Source organism: Arsukibacterium perlucidum DSM 18276 (assembly GCF_000382165.1).
In the GTDB taxonomy this organism is placed as follows: Bacteria; Pseudomonadota; Gammaproteobacteria; order Enterobacterales; family Alteromonadaceae; genus Alishewanella; species Alishewanella perlucidum.
The window spans coordinates 1-14,772 of the sequence record NZ_KB907742.1; the positions used below are offsets into that span (position 1 = coordinate 1).

The 14,772-nt window shown below is 51.9% G+C and carries 17 protein-coding genes; 7 read left to right on the forward strand and 10 right to left on the reverse strand.

The window, feature by feature from the left end; all coding sequences use genetic code 11:
• Positions 1-235, reverse strand: a 235-nt coding sequence (locus H141_RS0118585) for a transposase (protein ID WP_019675637.1), incomplete at its 3' end; no start/stop codon positions are given.
• Between the two features lie 72 nt (positions 236-307).
• Between H141_RS0118585 and H141_RS20640 the strand changes: the two genes are divergently transcribed.
• Positions 308-580: an ATP-binding domain-containing protein gene (locus tag H141_RS20640; protein WP_019677791.1), complete on the forward strand. Its 273-nt coding sequence runs from the start codon at positions 308-310 to the stop codon at positions 578-580.
• Positions 581-997: 417 nt separating this feature from the next.
• Positions 998-1,294: a hypothetical protein gene (locus H141_RS20645; protein ID WP_019677792.1), complete on the forward strand. Its 297-nt coding sequence runs from the start codon at positions 998-1,000 to the stop codon at positions 1,292-1,294.
• Here the strand turns inward: H141_RS20645 and H141_RS0118605 are convergent.
• Complete coding sequence (locus tag H141_RS0118605) at positions 1,291-1,524, reverse strand: helix-turn-helix domain-containing protein (protein ID WP_019677793.1); 234 nt, start codon at positions 1,522-1,524, stop codon at positions 1,291-1,293. The genes H141_RS20645 and H141_RS0118605 overlap by 4 nt on opposite strands.
• A gap of 131 nt (positions 1,525-1,655) precedes the next feature.
• Here H141_RS0118605 and H141_RS0118610 point away from each other — a divergent pair, with 131 nt between their 5' ends.
• Positions 1,656-2,180 (forward strand): hypothetical protein, encoded by a 525-nt coding sequence (locus H141_RS0118610; RefSeq protein ID WP_019677794.1) that lies wholly within the window; start codon positions 1,656-1,658, stop codon positions 2,178-2,180.
• A gap of 142 nt (positions 2,181-2,322) precedes the next feature.
• Here the strand turns inward: H141_RS0118610 and umuC are convergent, their stop codons facing one another.
• The 8 genes from umuC to H141_RS0118650 form a co-directional block, all read right to left on the reverse strand.
• Complete coding sequence (gene umuC, locus H141_RS0118615; protein ID WP_019677795.1) at positions 2,323-3,600, reverse strand: translesion error-prone DNA polymerase V subunit UmuC; 1,278 nt, start codon at positions 3,598-3,600, stop codon at positions 2,323-2,325.
• Positions 3,597-4,028 (reverse strand): translesion error-prone DNA polymerase V autoproteolytic subunit, encoded by a 432-nt coding sequence (gene umuD, locus H141_RS0118620; RefSeq protein WP_157611035.1) that lies wholly within the window; start codon positions 4,026-4,028, stop codon positions 3,597-3,599. The genes umuC and umuD overlap by 4 nt, the downstream gene beginning before the upstream one ends.
• Before the next feature lie 104 nt (positions 4,029-4,132).
• Positions 4,133-4,366: a hypothetical protein gene (locus H141_RS0118625; RefSeq protein ID WP_019677797.1), complete on the reverse strand. Its 234-nt coding sequence runs from the start codon at positions 4,364-4,366 to the stop codon at positions 4,133-4,135.
• Positions 4,367-4,945: 579 nt separating this feature from the next.
• Positions 4,946-5,698, reverse strand: coding sequence for a VIT1/CCC1 transporter family protein (locus H141_RS0118630; protein ID WP_011784790.1), 753 nt, complete (start codon positions 5,696-5,698; stop codon positions 4,946-4,948).
• A gap of 78 nt (positions 5,699-5,776) precedes the next feature.
• Positions 5,777-7,993 (reverse strand): PepSY domain-containing protein, encoded by a 2,217-nt coding sequence (locus H141_RS0118635; RefSeq protein ID WP_019677798.1) that lies wholly within the window; start codon positions 7,991-7,993, stop codon positions 5,777-5,779.
• A 19-nt stretch (positions 7,994-8,012) separates the two neighbouring features.
• Entirely contained in the window at positions 8,013-8,486 is a 474-nt protein-coding gene (locus H141_RS0118640; protein ID WP_019677799.1) for a DUF2271 domain-containing protein, read from the reverse strand.
• A gap of 54 nt (positions 8,487-8,540) precedes the next feature.
• The gene (locus H141_RS0118645; RefSeq protein WP_019677800.1) at positions 8,541-8,921 is read right to left on the reverse strand and encodes a PepSY domain-containing protein; all 381 of its coding nucleotides are present in this window, start codon (positions 8,919-8,921) and stop codon (positions 8,541-8,543) included.
• 76 nt (positions 8,922-8,997) lie between these two features.
• Positions 8,998-10,314 (reverse strand): ferredoxin reductase family protein, encoded by a 1,317-nt coding sequence (locus tag H141_RS0118650; protein WP_019677801.1) that lies wholly within the window; start codon positions 10,312-10,314, stop codon positions 8,998-9,000.
• 167 nt (positions 10,315-10,481) lie between these two features.
• Between H141_RS0118650 and H141_RS0118655 the strand changes: the two genes are divergently transcribed.
• The 4 genes from H141_RS0118655 (at position 10,482) to H141_RS0118670 (ending at position 14,390) form a co-directional block, all read left to right on the forward strand.
• Complete coding sequence (locus tag H141_RS0118655; protein ID WP_019677802.1) at positions 10,482-11,147, forward strand: response regulator; 666 nt, start codon at positions 10,482-10,484, stop codon at positions 11,145-11,147.
• Positions 11,137-12,462, forward strand: a complete 1,326-nt coding sequence (locus H141_RS0118660) for an ATP-binding protein (protein WP_019677803.1) — start codon at positions 11,137-11,139, stop codon at positions 12,460-12,462. The genes H141_RS0118655 and H141_RS0118660 overlap by 11 nt, the downstream gene beginning before the upstream one ends.
• Positions 12,453-13,592 (forward strand): helix-turn-helix domain-containing protein, encoded by a 1,140-nt coding sequence (locus H141_RS0118665; RefSeq protein ID WP_019677804.1) that lies wholly within the window; start codon positions 12,453-12,455, stop codon positions 13,590-13,592. Before H141_RS0118660 ends, H141_RS0118665 begins: the two co-directional genes overlap by 10 nt.
• A gap of 216 nt (positions 13,593-13,808) precedes the next feature.
• The gene (locus H141_RS0118670; protein WP_019677805.1) at positions 13,809-14,390 is read left to right on the forward strand and encodes a DUF6448 family protein; all 582 of its coding nucleotides are present in this window, start codon (positions 13,809-13,811) and stop codon (positions 14,388-14,390) included.
• Positions 14,391-14,772 lie beyond the last annotated feature (382 nt).

Genomic DNA, 14,772 nt, shown 5'->3' on the forward strand with positions numbered 1-14,772 from the left:
TATCGCCATGAATACTGCGTACAGATTTACGACTTTTACCATTGCGAGAGTTACCGGTATTTTTACCGATAGCATCATGTTTGGCATAACCAAGATGTTGCTCCATCTCAGCTTCAAGGGCACGCTCAGCAAGCTTTTTAGTTAACTGCTTAAGGATACCTTGCTCACCAAGCAGGTCTTCAGGGGATCTGTAATCAGCTAATAACTGATCGATAAGCTGGTCTGATACTGGCATTCTTTATTCCTTTCAAATACATGGGTAGAATGCCACTTACACAGATTTTTTTATACTCTCGTACCCGCAGAGATGATAGACGTCCTTAAGCTTGCCTATGCCATCACTATTCACAAAAGCCAGGGCTCACAGTTTTCCCGGGTTATTATCCCATTGGATAAATCACCCAACCTTGACCTCACGATGTTTTACACCGCCGTCACCCGCGCGCAAAAAGAAGTCACGTTGATCGGCGACATACGAACGTTGTCCGATGCACTGCAAAAGGAGTTTTCAAAGTCTCGAAATACGGATATGCAACAAAAGCTGTGTTTTTCCATGAACCAGTATCGCCAAGACTCCTGAACGTTCAATTTTCCAACCATTTCCGAATTCAGAACAATCTTCTCTAACAAAAACCTCAGTCGGGCTCTGTATTCGTCAAACGGGGATAGAGGACACAAGGCACTAAAAATTTGCGAATTTATGTCGATTAAAATTGACATATGTCTATTTATAGCTACTCTTATTAAGAGGTGACCCGCCAAGGGACCTCAAACCCAATAGTATTGAACGCCATGGATGGCACCACTAGGAGCGCTATTCATGAGACCCAGAGCCCCCCCAACACAACAAATCAATCATCTGCATTTGTGACGAAATGCCGGCGCGACCACTTTGAATAGTATGGTTTTCGCAGGAGCTAGGGATACCGTCACGTGATGCGGTGTACTTGTTTATCAAGGTATTGCATTTGCACAAGGCTCTGAGGGGAGCGCACAAATGACTGAAATTACAACCATGAGCATGTTTATCAACATGCAACAACGTCAAAAACTTTCGCGGCGTATTCAGAACGTTGTCGAGTCGCTGTTAATCGCATTGAATATCGATCCGTGCGGGCGGCAGTTGATTATGGCCTGCGGCTCAGGTGATGAAAGAAATAACCGGGAGGCGCTGGTTTCCTGGATGGGGAAAGCTATTTGTTGCGAACAACGATTGGATTCGTTTTCAACGGAGCAAATAGCTCACGAGCTACGACATCACCTGGAGCGCTGTATTGGATCTTGGTGTGATTAATGGTCCTGCTCGGATGGAACATGCTCCATCAGCTGCTGGACTGGAACGTCGAAAAATATGCACAGCCGGTCTATGACATCTGTCGTCAGATTACTGCCACGCTCGTGCAACATTTTTGACAGAGTAGCACGATGTACTCCTGTTGCATCTGCGAGCTGGATAAGAGTCAGCGGCTGGCCTGTCCGAAATTCGTAATCATCGATACAACGGCGCAAGTGGAAGCGAATCATGTCATTACTCCTGTATTTCGCCATCATACACGGAATCATGATGCTGACAAAGAATCGCAATAATCTGGTTTATCCATTGTTCAAATTTTATTGGCGAGTGTTGAAAAAAATCGAAATTCGCGGAGCTCATTATGTCAAATTTTCGCATTGCGTATAACCCACAACTTTTTTGGTTGGGTCACTTTTTGACAGATGCTCAAATGGATGACATCACTGAAGCAGAGATGCATCCAAAGCATCACCACAACTTTATTTACCCTTACATGAACAAATGTTCTCATCAGTTTGTTCCGATTTACACGGTAGAGGAGCAAGCGATTTGCCAGGTCCTATCACATAAAGGTTGCATCCCTGCAACGTTGCTGTTTGGGTACAGTTTAGCGACAGAATATGAGTTGAGCGCGAGGGTAGTATGTGCAGAAAAAAGCTTTGAGTATCTTTTTATCGGTGTGGCAGCCTTGCTTTGTTATCATAAAGATAATGGCTTTCTACAAGAGCTTCAGTTTGTGTACGGCAACAGGTTGCTGTACATGATGTGTCGTTACCTACTGAAACAACAAGATATTTTGGGGTTTGATGATCACTCTCATCCTGTCATACAATTTTGTCATGACATGGTTTTCAACATTGATAACGATGTGAGGCTGGACTCATGACGCCCATGCCGAGCTCAATAAACGAAAGCTCAACGTATTGTTTTTAAAAGCGGGTATGTGAAACGTATTAGGCGGCACTAATTGAGTACTTAGATTTGAGCGATTTCGATAGTGGAGAGTCATTGTATGCTGTTAAATAGCATCATTTAACGACCGGGAGCTGTAGCCAGTCCGTAGTATAAGCCGGAGACAGCAATTCACGTTTCATACCCCATTCCTGTTTGGTACCTTGGCTGGCAAACCACAGAGTTTTAGCGTGTTTCGCGTTTAGGGTATCCATCAGTTGCATAAGCGCTTGGTTTGACTCTTTTTGAACAATAGGTTCATCAAACAGGCCAGGCTGGTATACGCCGGGGTCGTAGAAATCAGCTAGCATGACACCGGCTTTAGCGTAGCGGTAACCGTTTAACCATAAGCCATCCAGCAGCTTCATTGCGTGAGTAAGAAAAATTCGGGTATCGCTACTGGGCGTATCAAGTTCGATGCTTTTGCCGGCGCTATAGGGCGCATCTTTGTCGCTAAACGGGCTGGTGCGCAGAAATACCGTAAGATGTTTTGCAGTTTGCTGCTCCTGGCGCAGCTTTTTGCAAGCCCGGCTGATGTATTCGCTTATTGCCTCACGCATTGGCTGTTTATCGGTAATACGTTCGCCAAAGGCGCGGCTACTAACAATCTGCTTTTTAGTGGGAGCCATTTCTTCCAGTGCGATACAACTCTCACCATTAAGTTCTCTTACCGTGCGCTCAACCACCACCGAGAATTGCTGACGCATATACTCAGGGTCTGCATCGGCTAGTTGCAGTGCGGTAGTAATGCCGAGTTGCTGTAAGCGTTTGGTCAGCTTGCCACCAATGCCCCATACTTCATCAACCGGTAGTAGGGCCAGTAACTTACGCTGGCGCGCTTTATCGGTTAAATCGACTACGCCACCTGTGCGATGCCAGGTTTTGGCGGCATGGTTAGCCAGTTTTGCCAGTGTTTTGGTTGGTGCTATACCAACGCAGACGGTAATGCCTGTCCACTTGCTTACAACCTTACGCACCTGCAAGCCAAAGTCGGTCAGGCTTTGGCTGAATGCCATGCCGGTTAAATCCAGAAAAGACTCGTCGATAGAATACACTTCCACTCTGGGAGCCAGGCTTTCCAGTGTGCTCATTACCCGCTGTGACATATCGGCATACAGCGCATAGTTGGACGAGAAGGCCACCACACCCTGTTTTTGTATCAGGTCGCGCACCTGAAACACCGGCACGCCCATTTTAATGCCGAGCTTTTTGGCTTCTTTGGAGCGGGCCACCACGCAGCCATCGTTGTTAGACAGAACCACCACCGGCTTATCTGTTAAATCAGGCCGAAATAGCTTTTCACAGCTGGCGTAAAAGTTATTGCAATCCACCAGCGCAAATATGGGTGTTGTCATTTGCGCTTCATTTGCCGAATAATGTTCGTCACTACACCAAAGATATTGAGCTCTTCACCATTGCGCGGCCGTATAGGTTTATAAGCCGGATTACGGGGTAACAAACACAGTGCAGGACGGGTGCAGAGCTCTTTCACGGTAAATTCACTACCCACTGCCGCTACCACTATATCGCCATGATCGGCATCTACCGAGCGGTCTACAACCAATACGTCACCGTCATAAATACCGGCCTCTATCATCGAATCTCCCTCAACCCGGACAAAAAACGTGGCGTTAGGATGGCGAATACATAGCTCGTTTAAATCCAGCGTGCGCTCGACATAGTCTTGTGCTGGTGACGGAAAGCCCGCTTTTACCGGGTCGCTATAGAAAGGAATTTGCTGTTTCGGCCACGAATCGGCATTACCAATAAATACTGCTGACATACCCACCTCTTGCATGTATGGATATACAGTATATCAGGGAGGCTGGAATTGGCAATTCTGATACCGATTAGTGTAATGATTGTTTAATTCGGCAACTGGATTTGCTAACGGCTTTTGTCAATTAGCGTACCTAAGCAGGTTAATGCCTCTGCATAACAGCTATATGTTTCACCAACTTGATACCATTGATTGCAGAGATATCCAGGCAGCAGTAAAAGTATTGTCTGTTTATCGTTAGACGGATTGAGCTTGGCCAGAGATGGTAAGTCTCTGCCAATACCATTCCATTCCTGAAGGATTTGCACTGCTTGTTGTTCAGTGACGCGATGATTGTCCATAACCAAACCTTAAAAGTGAATTATTAGTTAAAAAATAGATTTACAAATGATTAGTGTCAAATATTCGGAATACTAAAATGAACGTCACCATTCGTTTAGAGCATGAGTGGATGCGTTCTTATTTAACGAACAAGATGCTGCGAACAAGGCAGTATTGAAATCCAAACTTGGGGGGATGCAATGCTCTGTTTGTAAATTAGCAGTTCAAAGCCGCTTGCGAACAACCTCACTTCAGTGGTGCTTTATTCGATGAAGATTTGTTGAACATTTTTGTTTAATGTGAGCTGATAGGGGTCAGTTCACGAAACGGAAAAAATTGTACGCTAAGCCTTTGGCATCAATGATATCGACACCATTTTTTCCACAATTCATAAAGTTGCGCAGTAATTAGTCGACGACTGGCCCTTGCTAAATAATTTTCATTTCAGCATGAGTTGTGCTTTAAAAATTCAATTCTGCAACTACACTCATTGGGCGAACAGAGCGAGAAATCCGCCGTTAATTCCAATAGCGGGTACGCGAATGAATATCAGCTCTTAGGGGAATATTATGTTAAATTGTCTATTCACCGCTGAAGAACTAACCCCCCAATAACCCCTGCGCAAAATGCCCAGTAGCAAACGCCAGCCCCGCTGCGGCCGTACCCATGATCAAAGTCCGGAGTCCTGATCGCATTGCTGGTAAGCCATAGACGATACTTTTAAGCATTCCGATACCCAAGAAGACGACGCCTGCCAAACCAAGACTCGTCAGGAACTGAATCTGACTCTCCATACCCGGGATGGCATAAGGCAGTAAAGGTAAAGCACCAACCGACAAAAATGCGGCGAAGGTAGTCAACGCGGCTCGGCGTGGGCTGAGTCCGGCACCCGAGAGTCCGTACTCTTCTCGCAACATGGTTGCTACCCACACATCGGGATTACGACTGATAGCCTCCACTACTTGCTCCAGCAATTCGCCGTCGAATCCCTTCGCCTGAAACAGCTGGCGAATTTCCTCACGTTCACCTTCTGGCACAGCACGGATATGTTCACGTTCTGTGCGTTCAGCAAATTTGATCTGATTCAACTGCGCCTGGCCCGCTTCGTAATTACTTACCGCCATGCTGAAGCCGTCTGCAATCAGGTTTGCAAAGCCGAGTACCAACGCAACCTGTGGCGAGAAACCTGCGCCGAACGCACCCGATACAACCGCAAACGTTGTAACGCAGCCATCGATGCCGCCAAGCACAGCATCTGGTAGCGTCGAGGCCTTAACGGGACCAGCAAGCCGTGCACGAACGGCATTAGGCTGGTGCTCGCTGAGCAGTCTTTCATTTTCTGTGGATGGCATGTTTCAGCCTCCTGTTCAGGACGCGATGCGGTGTGCTTTGGGATTATAGACTCTGCTCGGCATTTGTGGCTTTGTCCATCAATACACATCTTCAAGATAACGCCCCTGGCCTCTCAGCGTTTCAATATCGATGTGCAGGGGTTTGAGAATGTCTTCTATAACCTGCCGCACAGCCGCCGCCATATCCCGGCCACCACAGACCAGTATCTGCGCACCGGTGTTAACCATCTGTCGCACGGCTAATTCATCCTGTTTGAGCTTATCCTGCACGTAGGTGCGCTCGTCTGCTCTTGAGAAGGCAGTGTTCAGCGCGCTCAGTCGATGATCCTCAAGATAGCGCCCAAGCTCGGGTTGGTAGAGAAAATCTGACCTGGCATCGCGACCGCCCCAGTACAGATACATAGGGTTGCATCTGGTATTGTTTCTGATGAAACCGGTTAACGGACCAATGCCGGCACCTGCACCGATTAGGATAACTGGCTGGCTACCTGTAGCTGGCCGGAAGCCTGGATTGGGGCGGATAAAACCATCGATACAAGCTCCCGGCTTGAGGTCATGCAAGTACCCGGAGCATAGACCGCCGGGCTGCTTGCGGACGCATATCTCAACAATCCCGTCACTAGCTGAGGACGCGAGCGAGTAGAACCGCGGGGCTTGACCGTGTGGGGGAATAACCCCCAAAAGGTCTCCCGCCTCGAACGGTGGCAGCGCTTTAAATCTTCTTGGAGAAGCCGTTAGCCATCCGCCCTGCTCCGCCGGTTTGAACCGGAAGATACTGGTGGGCGCCTGAACCGCAATCCCGTAATCCGCCCTTTCTACCAGTTCCAGTTTGACCGTTGCTGGCTGCAATGCACAGTAGTTCAAGAAAAGCGGAGTACCGATAACCTCACCAACCCGGTTTCCCCACTCACTGAATTGCGAGGCAGAACACCGATCAATCAGTTCAATGGCGTGCAAACGGCTGACGCCTTTACCGGCGAGCGCAGCATCCACCGACAAGGCAAACTGACAGAAGTTCGGAAACTGCCGGTCACCAAAACCCAGTACCGTGTATCGCAGGTTCTTCTCAGCCCGGAATTCTTTGAGCCTGGCCATAAACTGCCGGGCCGATGCGGGTGCATCACCATCGCCGTATGTCGAAGTCAGCACGAACAGCCTGGAAGCCTGCGGATACTGCTTAGCCAGGGCATTCATCTCGCTGCAATGCACGCGGAAACCGGCCTTATTCAGGCTGCTATGGAGTTCCCGGGCAAATCCCCAGGTGGCATTACCTTCGGAGCCGACCAGAATAATTGTATCCGCCTGAGCGGCATCGGCGTTGTCAGGAAGCTGCCCTGAAGACCGGCGACGCTGCCACCAGATGGTTGCACCTGTTATCGAGAGAGCTGGCACAGTCAGTGCCGCAGCGCCAAGAATCAGGCCAAGCCACCATAGGCCTTCACCGGTGTGCAAACGTACAATCCAGTCCTGCAATACGCCGCTGTCAGAGCGCGGCTGGAACTGCAGCAACTCGCCCGTAGCCTGGTCCACGAATCCGGAGCCGCCGGCGGTTGACAGCGAATAGACGTCCTGCGGATCACCGGGATAGGGAAACACCAGTTCCCGGAGTTCGCCAAGATCGAAATTGCCTAGCGCTTTTAAGGTGCCCACAGGCGATGGTTGCCCGCCCGAGACCTCAGCCGGAAACCCTGGCCCTGTGTCAGGCGCTTCCGGCAGCAAACCAAAGCGCTGTGCCGACATATAGCTACCGGTCAGTGCGGATAACAGTAGGCCGAGCACGGCAAACCGGGCCAATTCGGCATGGATTCGTTTCCCGCCAGAGCCGGAAAGCGGTCTTAATATATTCTTCCAACCCCCGGTACGCCGGGCTATCAAAAATATTCCCGAAAGACACAGAAGCACCATCAAAACAGCCAATACGCCGGCCAGCGCTCTACCGGCATCATCCAGCATAAACGCACGATGCAGATCCTTGATCCAGCCAAAGAATGCGGAAGGTTCGTAGGGCGTGCCCTCACCTGTTACCGGATTCACCAGATCCGCACCGGCCTGGCCGTCACGGCTGTAATAGACAATGACCTTGCCAGAAGGCTCTCGCACGATCTGCTCAGTCCCGGGATAGTGAGCAACGATCCGGTCAGCCAGCTCGGCGATACTGATTTCACCGGAAGCCGGAATGACCGCTGACACTCTATCCAGCGTCGGAGCCAAAGCCAACACAGCACCCGTGACTGAGAGAACCATCAGAAGCAAACCAGTAAGCAGGCCCGGTAAGCTGTGGAACTTGCGCAACATAGCCGACGCTCCCGGTGGATTATTGAAGCTCGTAGGTCAGAGCGCGCACGTAACCACGTCCTGAAACCGGCTTTCCGGACCCTTCGGTGGTCAGGGGGGCTATCACATCGGCTCTGATATCGCGCATATCTTCAACAGCAGAGTCGACTCGAACCTCATAGCCGTTGTCGATCAGCGAATCATCGAGGTTCACAGTCACTTTCAGCGTGCGGCCACTGGTAACACTGGCGCCAGTCAAGCCGTCATACTCTGCAGGATCAAGCCCACTGCCCCGGGCCCAGCCTCCCAGGTGTTTGTAGTATTTAGATTTCTTCCCGGAAACCCAAAGGGTACCCTGATACTCTCCGGCGGCATCGGTAAGATACAGCGCCAGATAGGCTCCATCGCCGCCGTAATTCTGTAGTTCCGTAGTGAAGGTCACGTCACGGGCCTGGGCGAATACCGGTAAAGCCAAGGCGGCGAAAAGGCTGCAAGTGAGAACAAACGTTTTCATAAATGGTCTCCAAAAACCTGATGAACGTTAAAGGAACAGGGCAAATTCGCTCAGTTACTCAACGGTAACCGTGGGACGCCCCTTGACGATGCCGTTGCGTGGCGCCTGACTTTTGGGATTGTCCTGTCCATTTTTCCTGTTGCCGCGGTCCCTCTCCTCATCGTCACTGTCTTCACGCTCCCATTTCATCATGGTCAATGAAGCGGGCGCGAAAGAGGCTTCTGCCCTGACCCCATCGGCATCGAGGCCCCGGACTTCATAACAACCGTCGTCAACCTTTATTCGGTGAACTGTCCAGCCTTCGGCTTCCAGCTTTTCACGCAGATTTTCACGGGGCTGCCAACTCGCCACCGGATCATCGCAGTCGTCATCGGCCAGTGCGGTGCCGCTCAGAAGTAACAAAGACAGGCTCAGAATAATGGGTTTGGTCTTCATGGTGTCTCTCCTGCTGGTTGTGTTAAATCCACTCTAAGGCGCTAACCTGACAACGACCTGAACAAACGAGGCCATTTCAGCGGAACTGAAAAGCTTCTTTATGGAAGCGAGTCAGGCGGAAGGGTGCTGCCCGCAAGCCGTTTCTAATGGCTTCCCCCAGCCCTGCCGGGCCGCAGAACCAGACCTCTGCGCCTGCTGCCGAGCGTCCGTTGGTAGACAACGTCTCGGCAGACAACCTCTGCCCCTTGCTGCTGTCATGAATCTCGAGGTGTATCCCGGGTAAGCCATCGCAAAGCGCCCGAAGTCGATCCACCATGGGATCCTGGCCGGCGTTGCGCGTGCAGTAATGCAGATCGGCTTCAGGCACGGTGGCGTCGGTGGCGCTGCTTAGAGCTTCGAGCCAGGCCAGAAACGGCGTGATCCCGATGCCACCGGCTATCCAGATCTGGTGGGATTTGCGGTTGCGGCGATCGAAGTTAAAACAGCCGTAAGGGCCTTCTATATTTACGGTTTGCCCCACGCTGATTTTCTGGCTCAGATTGCGGGTAAAGTCTCCGAGGGATTTGATGAGGAAGGTAACAGTGCCATTTTCCCGATCCGCACTGGCGATGGTGAACGGGTGCGCACCCTCAATCCGGTCGAAGGTCACAAAGGCAAATTGCCCCGCACGGTGACCGGGCCATGCCGGCCCCATGTGGCAGGTAACTTCGGTGACGTCCCGGTCTGGTGTTTTGATCGCGGTGACCATGCCGCGAACCTGGCGACGACGACCAACTCTGCCGGTCAGGGATAGCCCGCTGGCGATGCTGCCGCCAAAGAGCAAAATGGCCATCAGCACACCGATTGGCTGCTGCCACCATTGCAGCGGAGTAAGCCACGCCGCGTGGAAAGCGAGCAACAGATAAAGCACCGGCATGCCGCGATGCAAATAGCGCCAGTATTTGTAGGGGAACTTGCGCAACAAGCTGATCAGCAGCATGGCGAACAGCAGATAGATGGCGAACTCCCCTACCTCTTCCGCAGCATCGCGCATGGTTTCGATGAACCCGGAATAATCCTGATCGTGCAGCTTGCCGGCTTTTCCGAACACCGACTCTATTACATCGTCACCCATTTCAATCAGCCAATGGGCGGCGGCGAATACCACGGCCAGAATGCCTGCCCATTTGTGGGTGCGATAGATCTGATCCAGCCCACCCATCGGTCTCTCCAGCCAGGCTGGGCGCAGTGCCAGCATCATGGTCAGTGACATCAGAGCAATGGATAACAGCCCACTGAGCAGCAGGCTCTGGTCATAGACTGCCCAGGGAGAACCGGCCCCAGGGCCTGCAAAAAGGCTCCAGGCCCATAGGCCCAAAACCAACACAACGAAAGGAAAAATCATCCGCATCATCACATCTCCTGCGATCGGTACCTGGAATATTCCCCCGAAGGCTAGCGCCCAAACCTGACAGCCAGCTGAAGGTCGGTGAAGAGAGATCGAAGCGTTATTGACCATTCAGCTGGCTGTCAGGTTTGAGCTGTAGTATCTTGATTCCAGGGCTGGGTCAGAGGTGAACGATGCGGGTACTTTTGGTGGAGGATACGGTGGGATTGGGCGAGGCGGTCCGGGATCAGATTGCGGACGACGGCCACGCTGTGGACTGGGTGCAAACGCTGGGCTTTGCCGAGGCGAGTGTCAGGACCACACCCTACGACCTGATTCTGCTGGACCTGATGCTCCCCGACGGTCATGGCTTGGGCTTTTTGCGAACACTCCGGGCTACCGGAAAAACAACACCGGTGATCATTCTTACTGCCAGGGATCAGGTGTCTGACCGGATTGAAGGATTAAATGCCGGTGCTGACGACTACCTGGTCAAACCCTTTGATCTTTCGGAGCTGTCGGCCCGCGTGGCCGCGGTGGCTCGCCGATATCGCGGCAATCCAAGCCCGATTATACAAGTGGGCGAGCTGATGATTGATCTTGGCGATCACCGCATCAGTCGCAACGGCCTGCCGGTAGAACTTACGGCACGGGAGTGGGCATTGTTTGAGGGCTTTATCCAGCGACCCGGAATGCTGTTATCGCGATCGCAACTGGAGGATCGTCTATACGCTTTCGGGGCCGAAATCGAAAGTAACACCATCGAAGTTTATGTCAGCCGTCTGCGTAAAAAGCTCGGGCGGGACGCTATCGTAACCGTCAGGGGAATGGGCTATCGCCTGGAAACACATGACCACTAGAACCAGCCTGCAAAAAACACTCGGTATCGGCCTGACACTCGGTGTCACCCTACTCTGGCTGTTGGGCGTGACCGCTTCGGGACTGGTGGCACAGCATGAAATGAACGAGGTCTTCGACAGTGCCCTGGAAGAAACCGCCCAGCGCATACTGCCACTGGCGGTCACCGACATCCTGAACCGTGAGAACGGCGCGGGCAATCAAAAGGCCCCAGCCCTGAAAGACCATGACGAATACCTGACCTATCTGGTACGGGACGAAGCTGGAAATATTCTGCTCCAGTCCCACGATGCCGACCCTGGCGTGTTTAGCAGGACCCCCGCGGAAGGGTTTTCAGATACTCTGACCCACCGGCTATATGGCGTATCTGCAGTCAGCTATACCATCTATCTTGAAGTGGCCGAACCCTTGGCGCACCGGCGTGAATCCGCTCTGGAGGCGGGATTAGCCTTACTGTTGCCTTTACTGGTGCTGATTCCGGTCAGCCTGTTGGGTGTCTGGTGGATTGTCCGGCTTTCCCTTCGTAAGGTGGTCGATTTTCAGCAAGACATTGAATCCCGCGGCGCGGGAGATCTGTCCCCTGTTGTAGAAGAGCAGTTACCCCGTGAATTTGAACCAATCGCCGGTGCCATCAACCGGCTGCTTGAGCGTTTGCATCGTGCTCTCGAATCAGAACGCAGCTTTACCGCCAACAGTGCCCATGAACTGCGAACTCCCCTGGCAACAGCGCTTGCCAAAGTGCAGCGACTGAAAACCAGAATGCCCGATGATTATCTCAAGAATGATGTTGCAGAAATTGAAGAAGCGTTACGCAGTCTCTCGGTGCTGTCCGGAAAACTGCTCGAGTTGGCAAAAGCAGAAGGTGGCGGTGCACTCTCACAAAGCCAGCAGGATCTTGTGCCCATCCTCGCGATGATTGCCCGGGATTTTGAGGCCCAGGCACCCGGGCGAGTTGTTTTATCCCTGCCGGAGCGCGAAGTGAACTCCTTTCTTGATCCCGATGCCTTCGCCATCCTGGTGCGTAACCTGATCGAGAATGCCCTTAAGCATGGTTCCCGTAGCGAGCCGGTGAAGATCAACCTGAACGATAATGGGGTTTTAAGGGTCTGCAATGGCGGTGCAAGAGTGCCACCGGAACAGCTCGCTCTTTTAAGAAACCGGTTTGCACGCGCCAAAACGGACGCTGCAGGTTCTGGCCTGGGCCTCGCGATTGCCGATGCGATTGCTAAAGGTGCCGGCATGACCCTGCATCTCAGATCGCCGGCAACAGGACGGCAGGATGGTTTTGAAGCGGAGCTGAATCTGGCATGTATCTGACACTCACCGACATTGTGCTGCTGACGAGCATCATTCAATCGCTGGCTCTTGCCGTTTTTCTCCTACTTCCATCCAACAGTGGGCTCATATCTAACCGACTCCTGGTTGCCACTCTGGTGTTCTTCGCCGCCGGGCTGGGAGAGATCTTCCTCTATGGCAGCGGGCTTGCGCTCCAGTACCCAAACTTCGCCTACCTCGGAACACTCATCGGACTTCTACAAGCCGGCACGCTCTATCTATATGCGCAATCGCTGATGTATCAGAATTTCCAGTTACGCGGGAAGCATCTCGTGCACACGTTGCTCTTCTGGGTGGTCGGCGCAATTTTTCTGATTGAATATTATTTACAGCCAAGCGAGACCAAAGTTCAGATTCTGCTTGAACGGGACCACCCGGGCGTACTTACCTCTCCCCTTCTTGCAGTCGCTATTCACGCGGTCTTTCTGGGCTACCTGTACGCGACTATTCGTGCGATTAACCGTTTCGGCCTTGGTATTCGACAGATTTTCTCGAGTATTGAAAACAAACAACTTGCGTGGTTACGGACGCTTCTGATCGGCTATGCAGTGGCTTGGACCGTGAGCATGATGTACTGCCTTACAGCGCATGTGTTTAGAAGCGTGCCTGGAACCGAGTGGGTGGCCGGCGCTGGCGCTGTAACGGGCTTCATTTTCATCAATTTTCTGATGATAAACTCTCTTCGCCAACCCGTTGTTTTCTCTGGATTGGCAGCAGACCAGGCCGCCTTGCTGGAAGAAGAGCCCACGCCGCAGTTTGATCAAACTTTAAAGGTCAGGCTCCAACAGTTAATGCACCAGGAAAAGCCCCACTTGCACCCCAACCTGACCCTGGAACAACTTTCACGGAAATTGGGCGCCCCTTCAAGAGAGGTTTCACGGGCCATTAACCAAGGCTTTGGCTGCAATTTCTTTGAGTTCGTCAGTCGCTATCGCATCGACGAGGCGAAATCGCGCCTGGCCGATGCAGCCAATCAGGCAAATATTCTGCAAACTATGTATGACTCTGGCTTCAACTCGAAGTCCGTATTCAACACTGCTTTCAAGAAAGAGACAGGATTTACCCCCAGTGAATATCGCCGACGAGCCCTGCAGGGCGATATCCGACCCTAGCCACGATCCTGAACCTGGCTACCCGGCGTTCGAGTACGCTCTCACCCGATACTGAAACCTCTAAACAGCTGAATTGTAGGTTTTTATTTCTAAACCATGGCATCGGTTCGGTTTCGTACTTGCGAACGATTCTTTGGCCTCCCTTCCGTACTCTGATTGCCAAGCGCCACCAAACCCGGTGCGCGTGAAGCTCAACGCAATATGAAGAGGTCATGTATGAAAACCAAATTACGCAAAACCGCTGTTCCCGCAGTGGCCGCAGCAATCTTCAGCCTGATGTTTGCCGGTAGCGCCCTAGCTCATTGTGATGCTCTGGACGGTCCCGTGATTACCGAAGCCCGTGCGGCACTGGAGTCAGGCAATGTTAAGCCCTTGCTCAAATGGGTGCCGGCAAAGGATGAGGCCGAAATCAAAAGGGTATTCGCCGATGTGCTCCAAGTCCGCGGGCAAAGCGAAACTGCGAAAAACATTGCCGATCAGCATCTGTTCTCGACGCTCGTTGAGGTTCATCGTGCCTCCGAAGGCGCACCCTTTACCGGCATCAAGCCTTCCGGACAGATTGATCCGGGTTTAATGGCGGCGGATGCGGCGTTGGAAAACGGGCAAATTGATCGCCTCGTGGCAAATATAACCCGCAAGATCGAGAACGGTATTCGTGAGCGTTATCATGAGGCTCAGCGTGCAAGGGCCATGGCTGATCAAAGCGGCGATAAGGGGCGTGCCTTTGTCGCTGACTACGTCAATTACATTCACTATATAGAGGGCGTGCATGGCGCTGCTGGAGGGCAGGGGCACTAATTCCTATCTTCACGCAGACGCAAAGCAGGCTGACGGCCTGCTTTGCCGTTGTATTCATTTCCAGTTTCGCCTTCGGCTGAATTTTCAGAGGACTACAACGCTACAAATACGCTTGGATGAAGATACAAAACCAATGTACTTATTGATCGAGAACAGTATTTGCTCAGCGGCGTACTATAAGATGTCGATATACGAGCAAATGTTGGCTGAGGGATCCCCACGAATTTGACCACAGTATCAGCTCTTTTCCATTTTGATTACTGCCCAATCTGACTCTGCCGCCCAGAGCATGATTTGCCTTATTGCAGCCTGTATCTGCTCAATGCTCAGCCCTAACTTTGCTACCTTGCATAGCCGCCTACCCAGGTAGTTAAACGACAAT

Excerpts from the sequence above, each read along its gene's own strand:
- H141_RS0118635 (WP_019677798.1), bottom strand. The coding sequence starts at position 7,993 with ATGTTGCGCAAGTTCCACAGCTTACCGGGCCTGCTTACTGGTTTGCTT.
- umuD (WP_157611035.1), bottom strand. The coding sequence starts at position 4,028 with ATGTCAGCAGTATTTATTGGTAATGCCGATTCGTGGCCGAAACAGCAA.
- H141_RS0118625 (WP_019677797.1), bottom strand. The coding sequence starts at position 4,366 with ATGGACAATCATCGCGTCACTGAACAACAAGCAGTGCAAATCCTTCAG.
- H141_RS0118640 (WP_019677799.1), bottom strand. The coding sequence starts at position 8,486 with ATGAAAACGTTTGTTCTCACTTGCAGCCTTTTCGCCGCCTTGGCTTTA.
- H141_RS0118630 (WP_011784790.1), bottom strand. The coding sequence starts at position 5,698 with ATGCCATCCACAGAAAATGAAAGACTGCTCAGCGAGCACCAGCCTAAT.
- H141_RS20645 (WP_019677792.1), top strand. The coding sequence starts at position 998 with ATGACTGAAATTACAACCATGAGCATGTTTATCAACATGCAACAACGT.
- H141_RS0118655 (WP_019677802.1), top strand. The coding sequence starts at position 10,482 with ATGCGGGTACTTTTGGTGGAGGATACGGTGGGATTGGGCGAGGCGGTC.
- H141_RS0118665 (WP_019677804.1), top strand. The coding sequence starts at position 12,453 with ATGTATCTGACACTCACCGACATTGTGCTGCTGACGAGCATCATTCAA.
- H141_RS0118670 (WP_019677805.1), top strand. The coding sequence starts at position 13,809 with ATGAAAACCAAATTACGCAAAACCGCTGTTCCCGCAGTGGCCGCAGCA.
- H141_RS0118605 (WP_019677793.1), bottom strand. The coding sequence starts at position 1,524 with ATGATTCGCTTCCACTTGCGCCGTTGTATCGATGATTACGAATTTCGG.
- H141_RS20640 (WP_019677791.1), top strand. The coding sequence starts at position 308 with ATGATAGACGTCCTTAAGCTTGCCTATGCCATCACTATTCACAAAAGC.
- H141_RS0118660 (WP_019677803.1), top strand. The coding sequence starts at position 11,137 with ATGACCACTAGAACCAGCCTGCAAAAAACACTCGGTATCGGCCTGACA.
- umuC (WP_019677795.1), bottom strand. The coding sequence starts at position 3,600 with ATGACAACACCCATATTTGCGCTGGTGGATTGCAATAACTTTTACGCC.
- H141_RS0118610 (WP_019677794.1), top strand. The coding sequence starts at position 1,656 with ATGTCAAATTTTCGCATTGCGTATAACCCACAACTTTTTTGGTTGGGT.
- H141_RS0118645 (WP_019677800.1), bottom strand. The coding sequence starts at position 8,921 with ATGAAGACCAAACCCATTATTCTGAGCCTGTCTTTGTTACTTCTGAGC.
- H141_RS0118650 (WP_019677801.1), bottom strand. The coding sequence starts at position 10,314 with ATGATGCGGATGATTTTTCCTTTCGTTGTGTTGGTTTTGGGCCTATGG.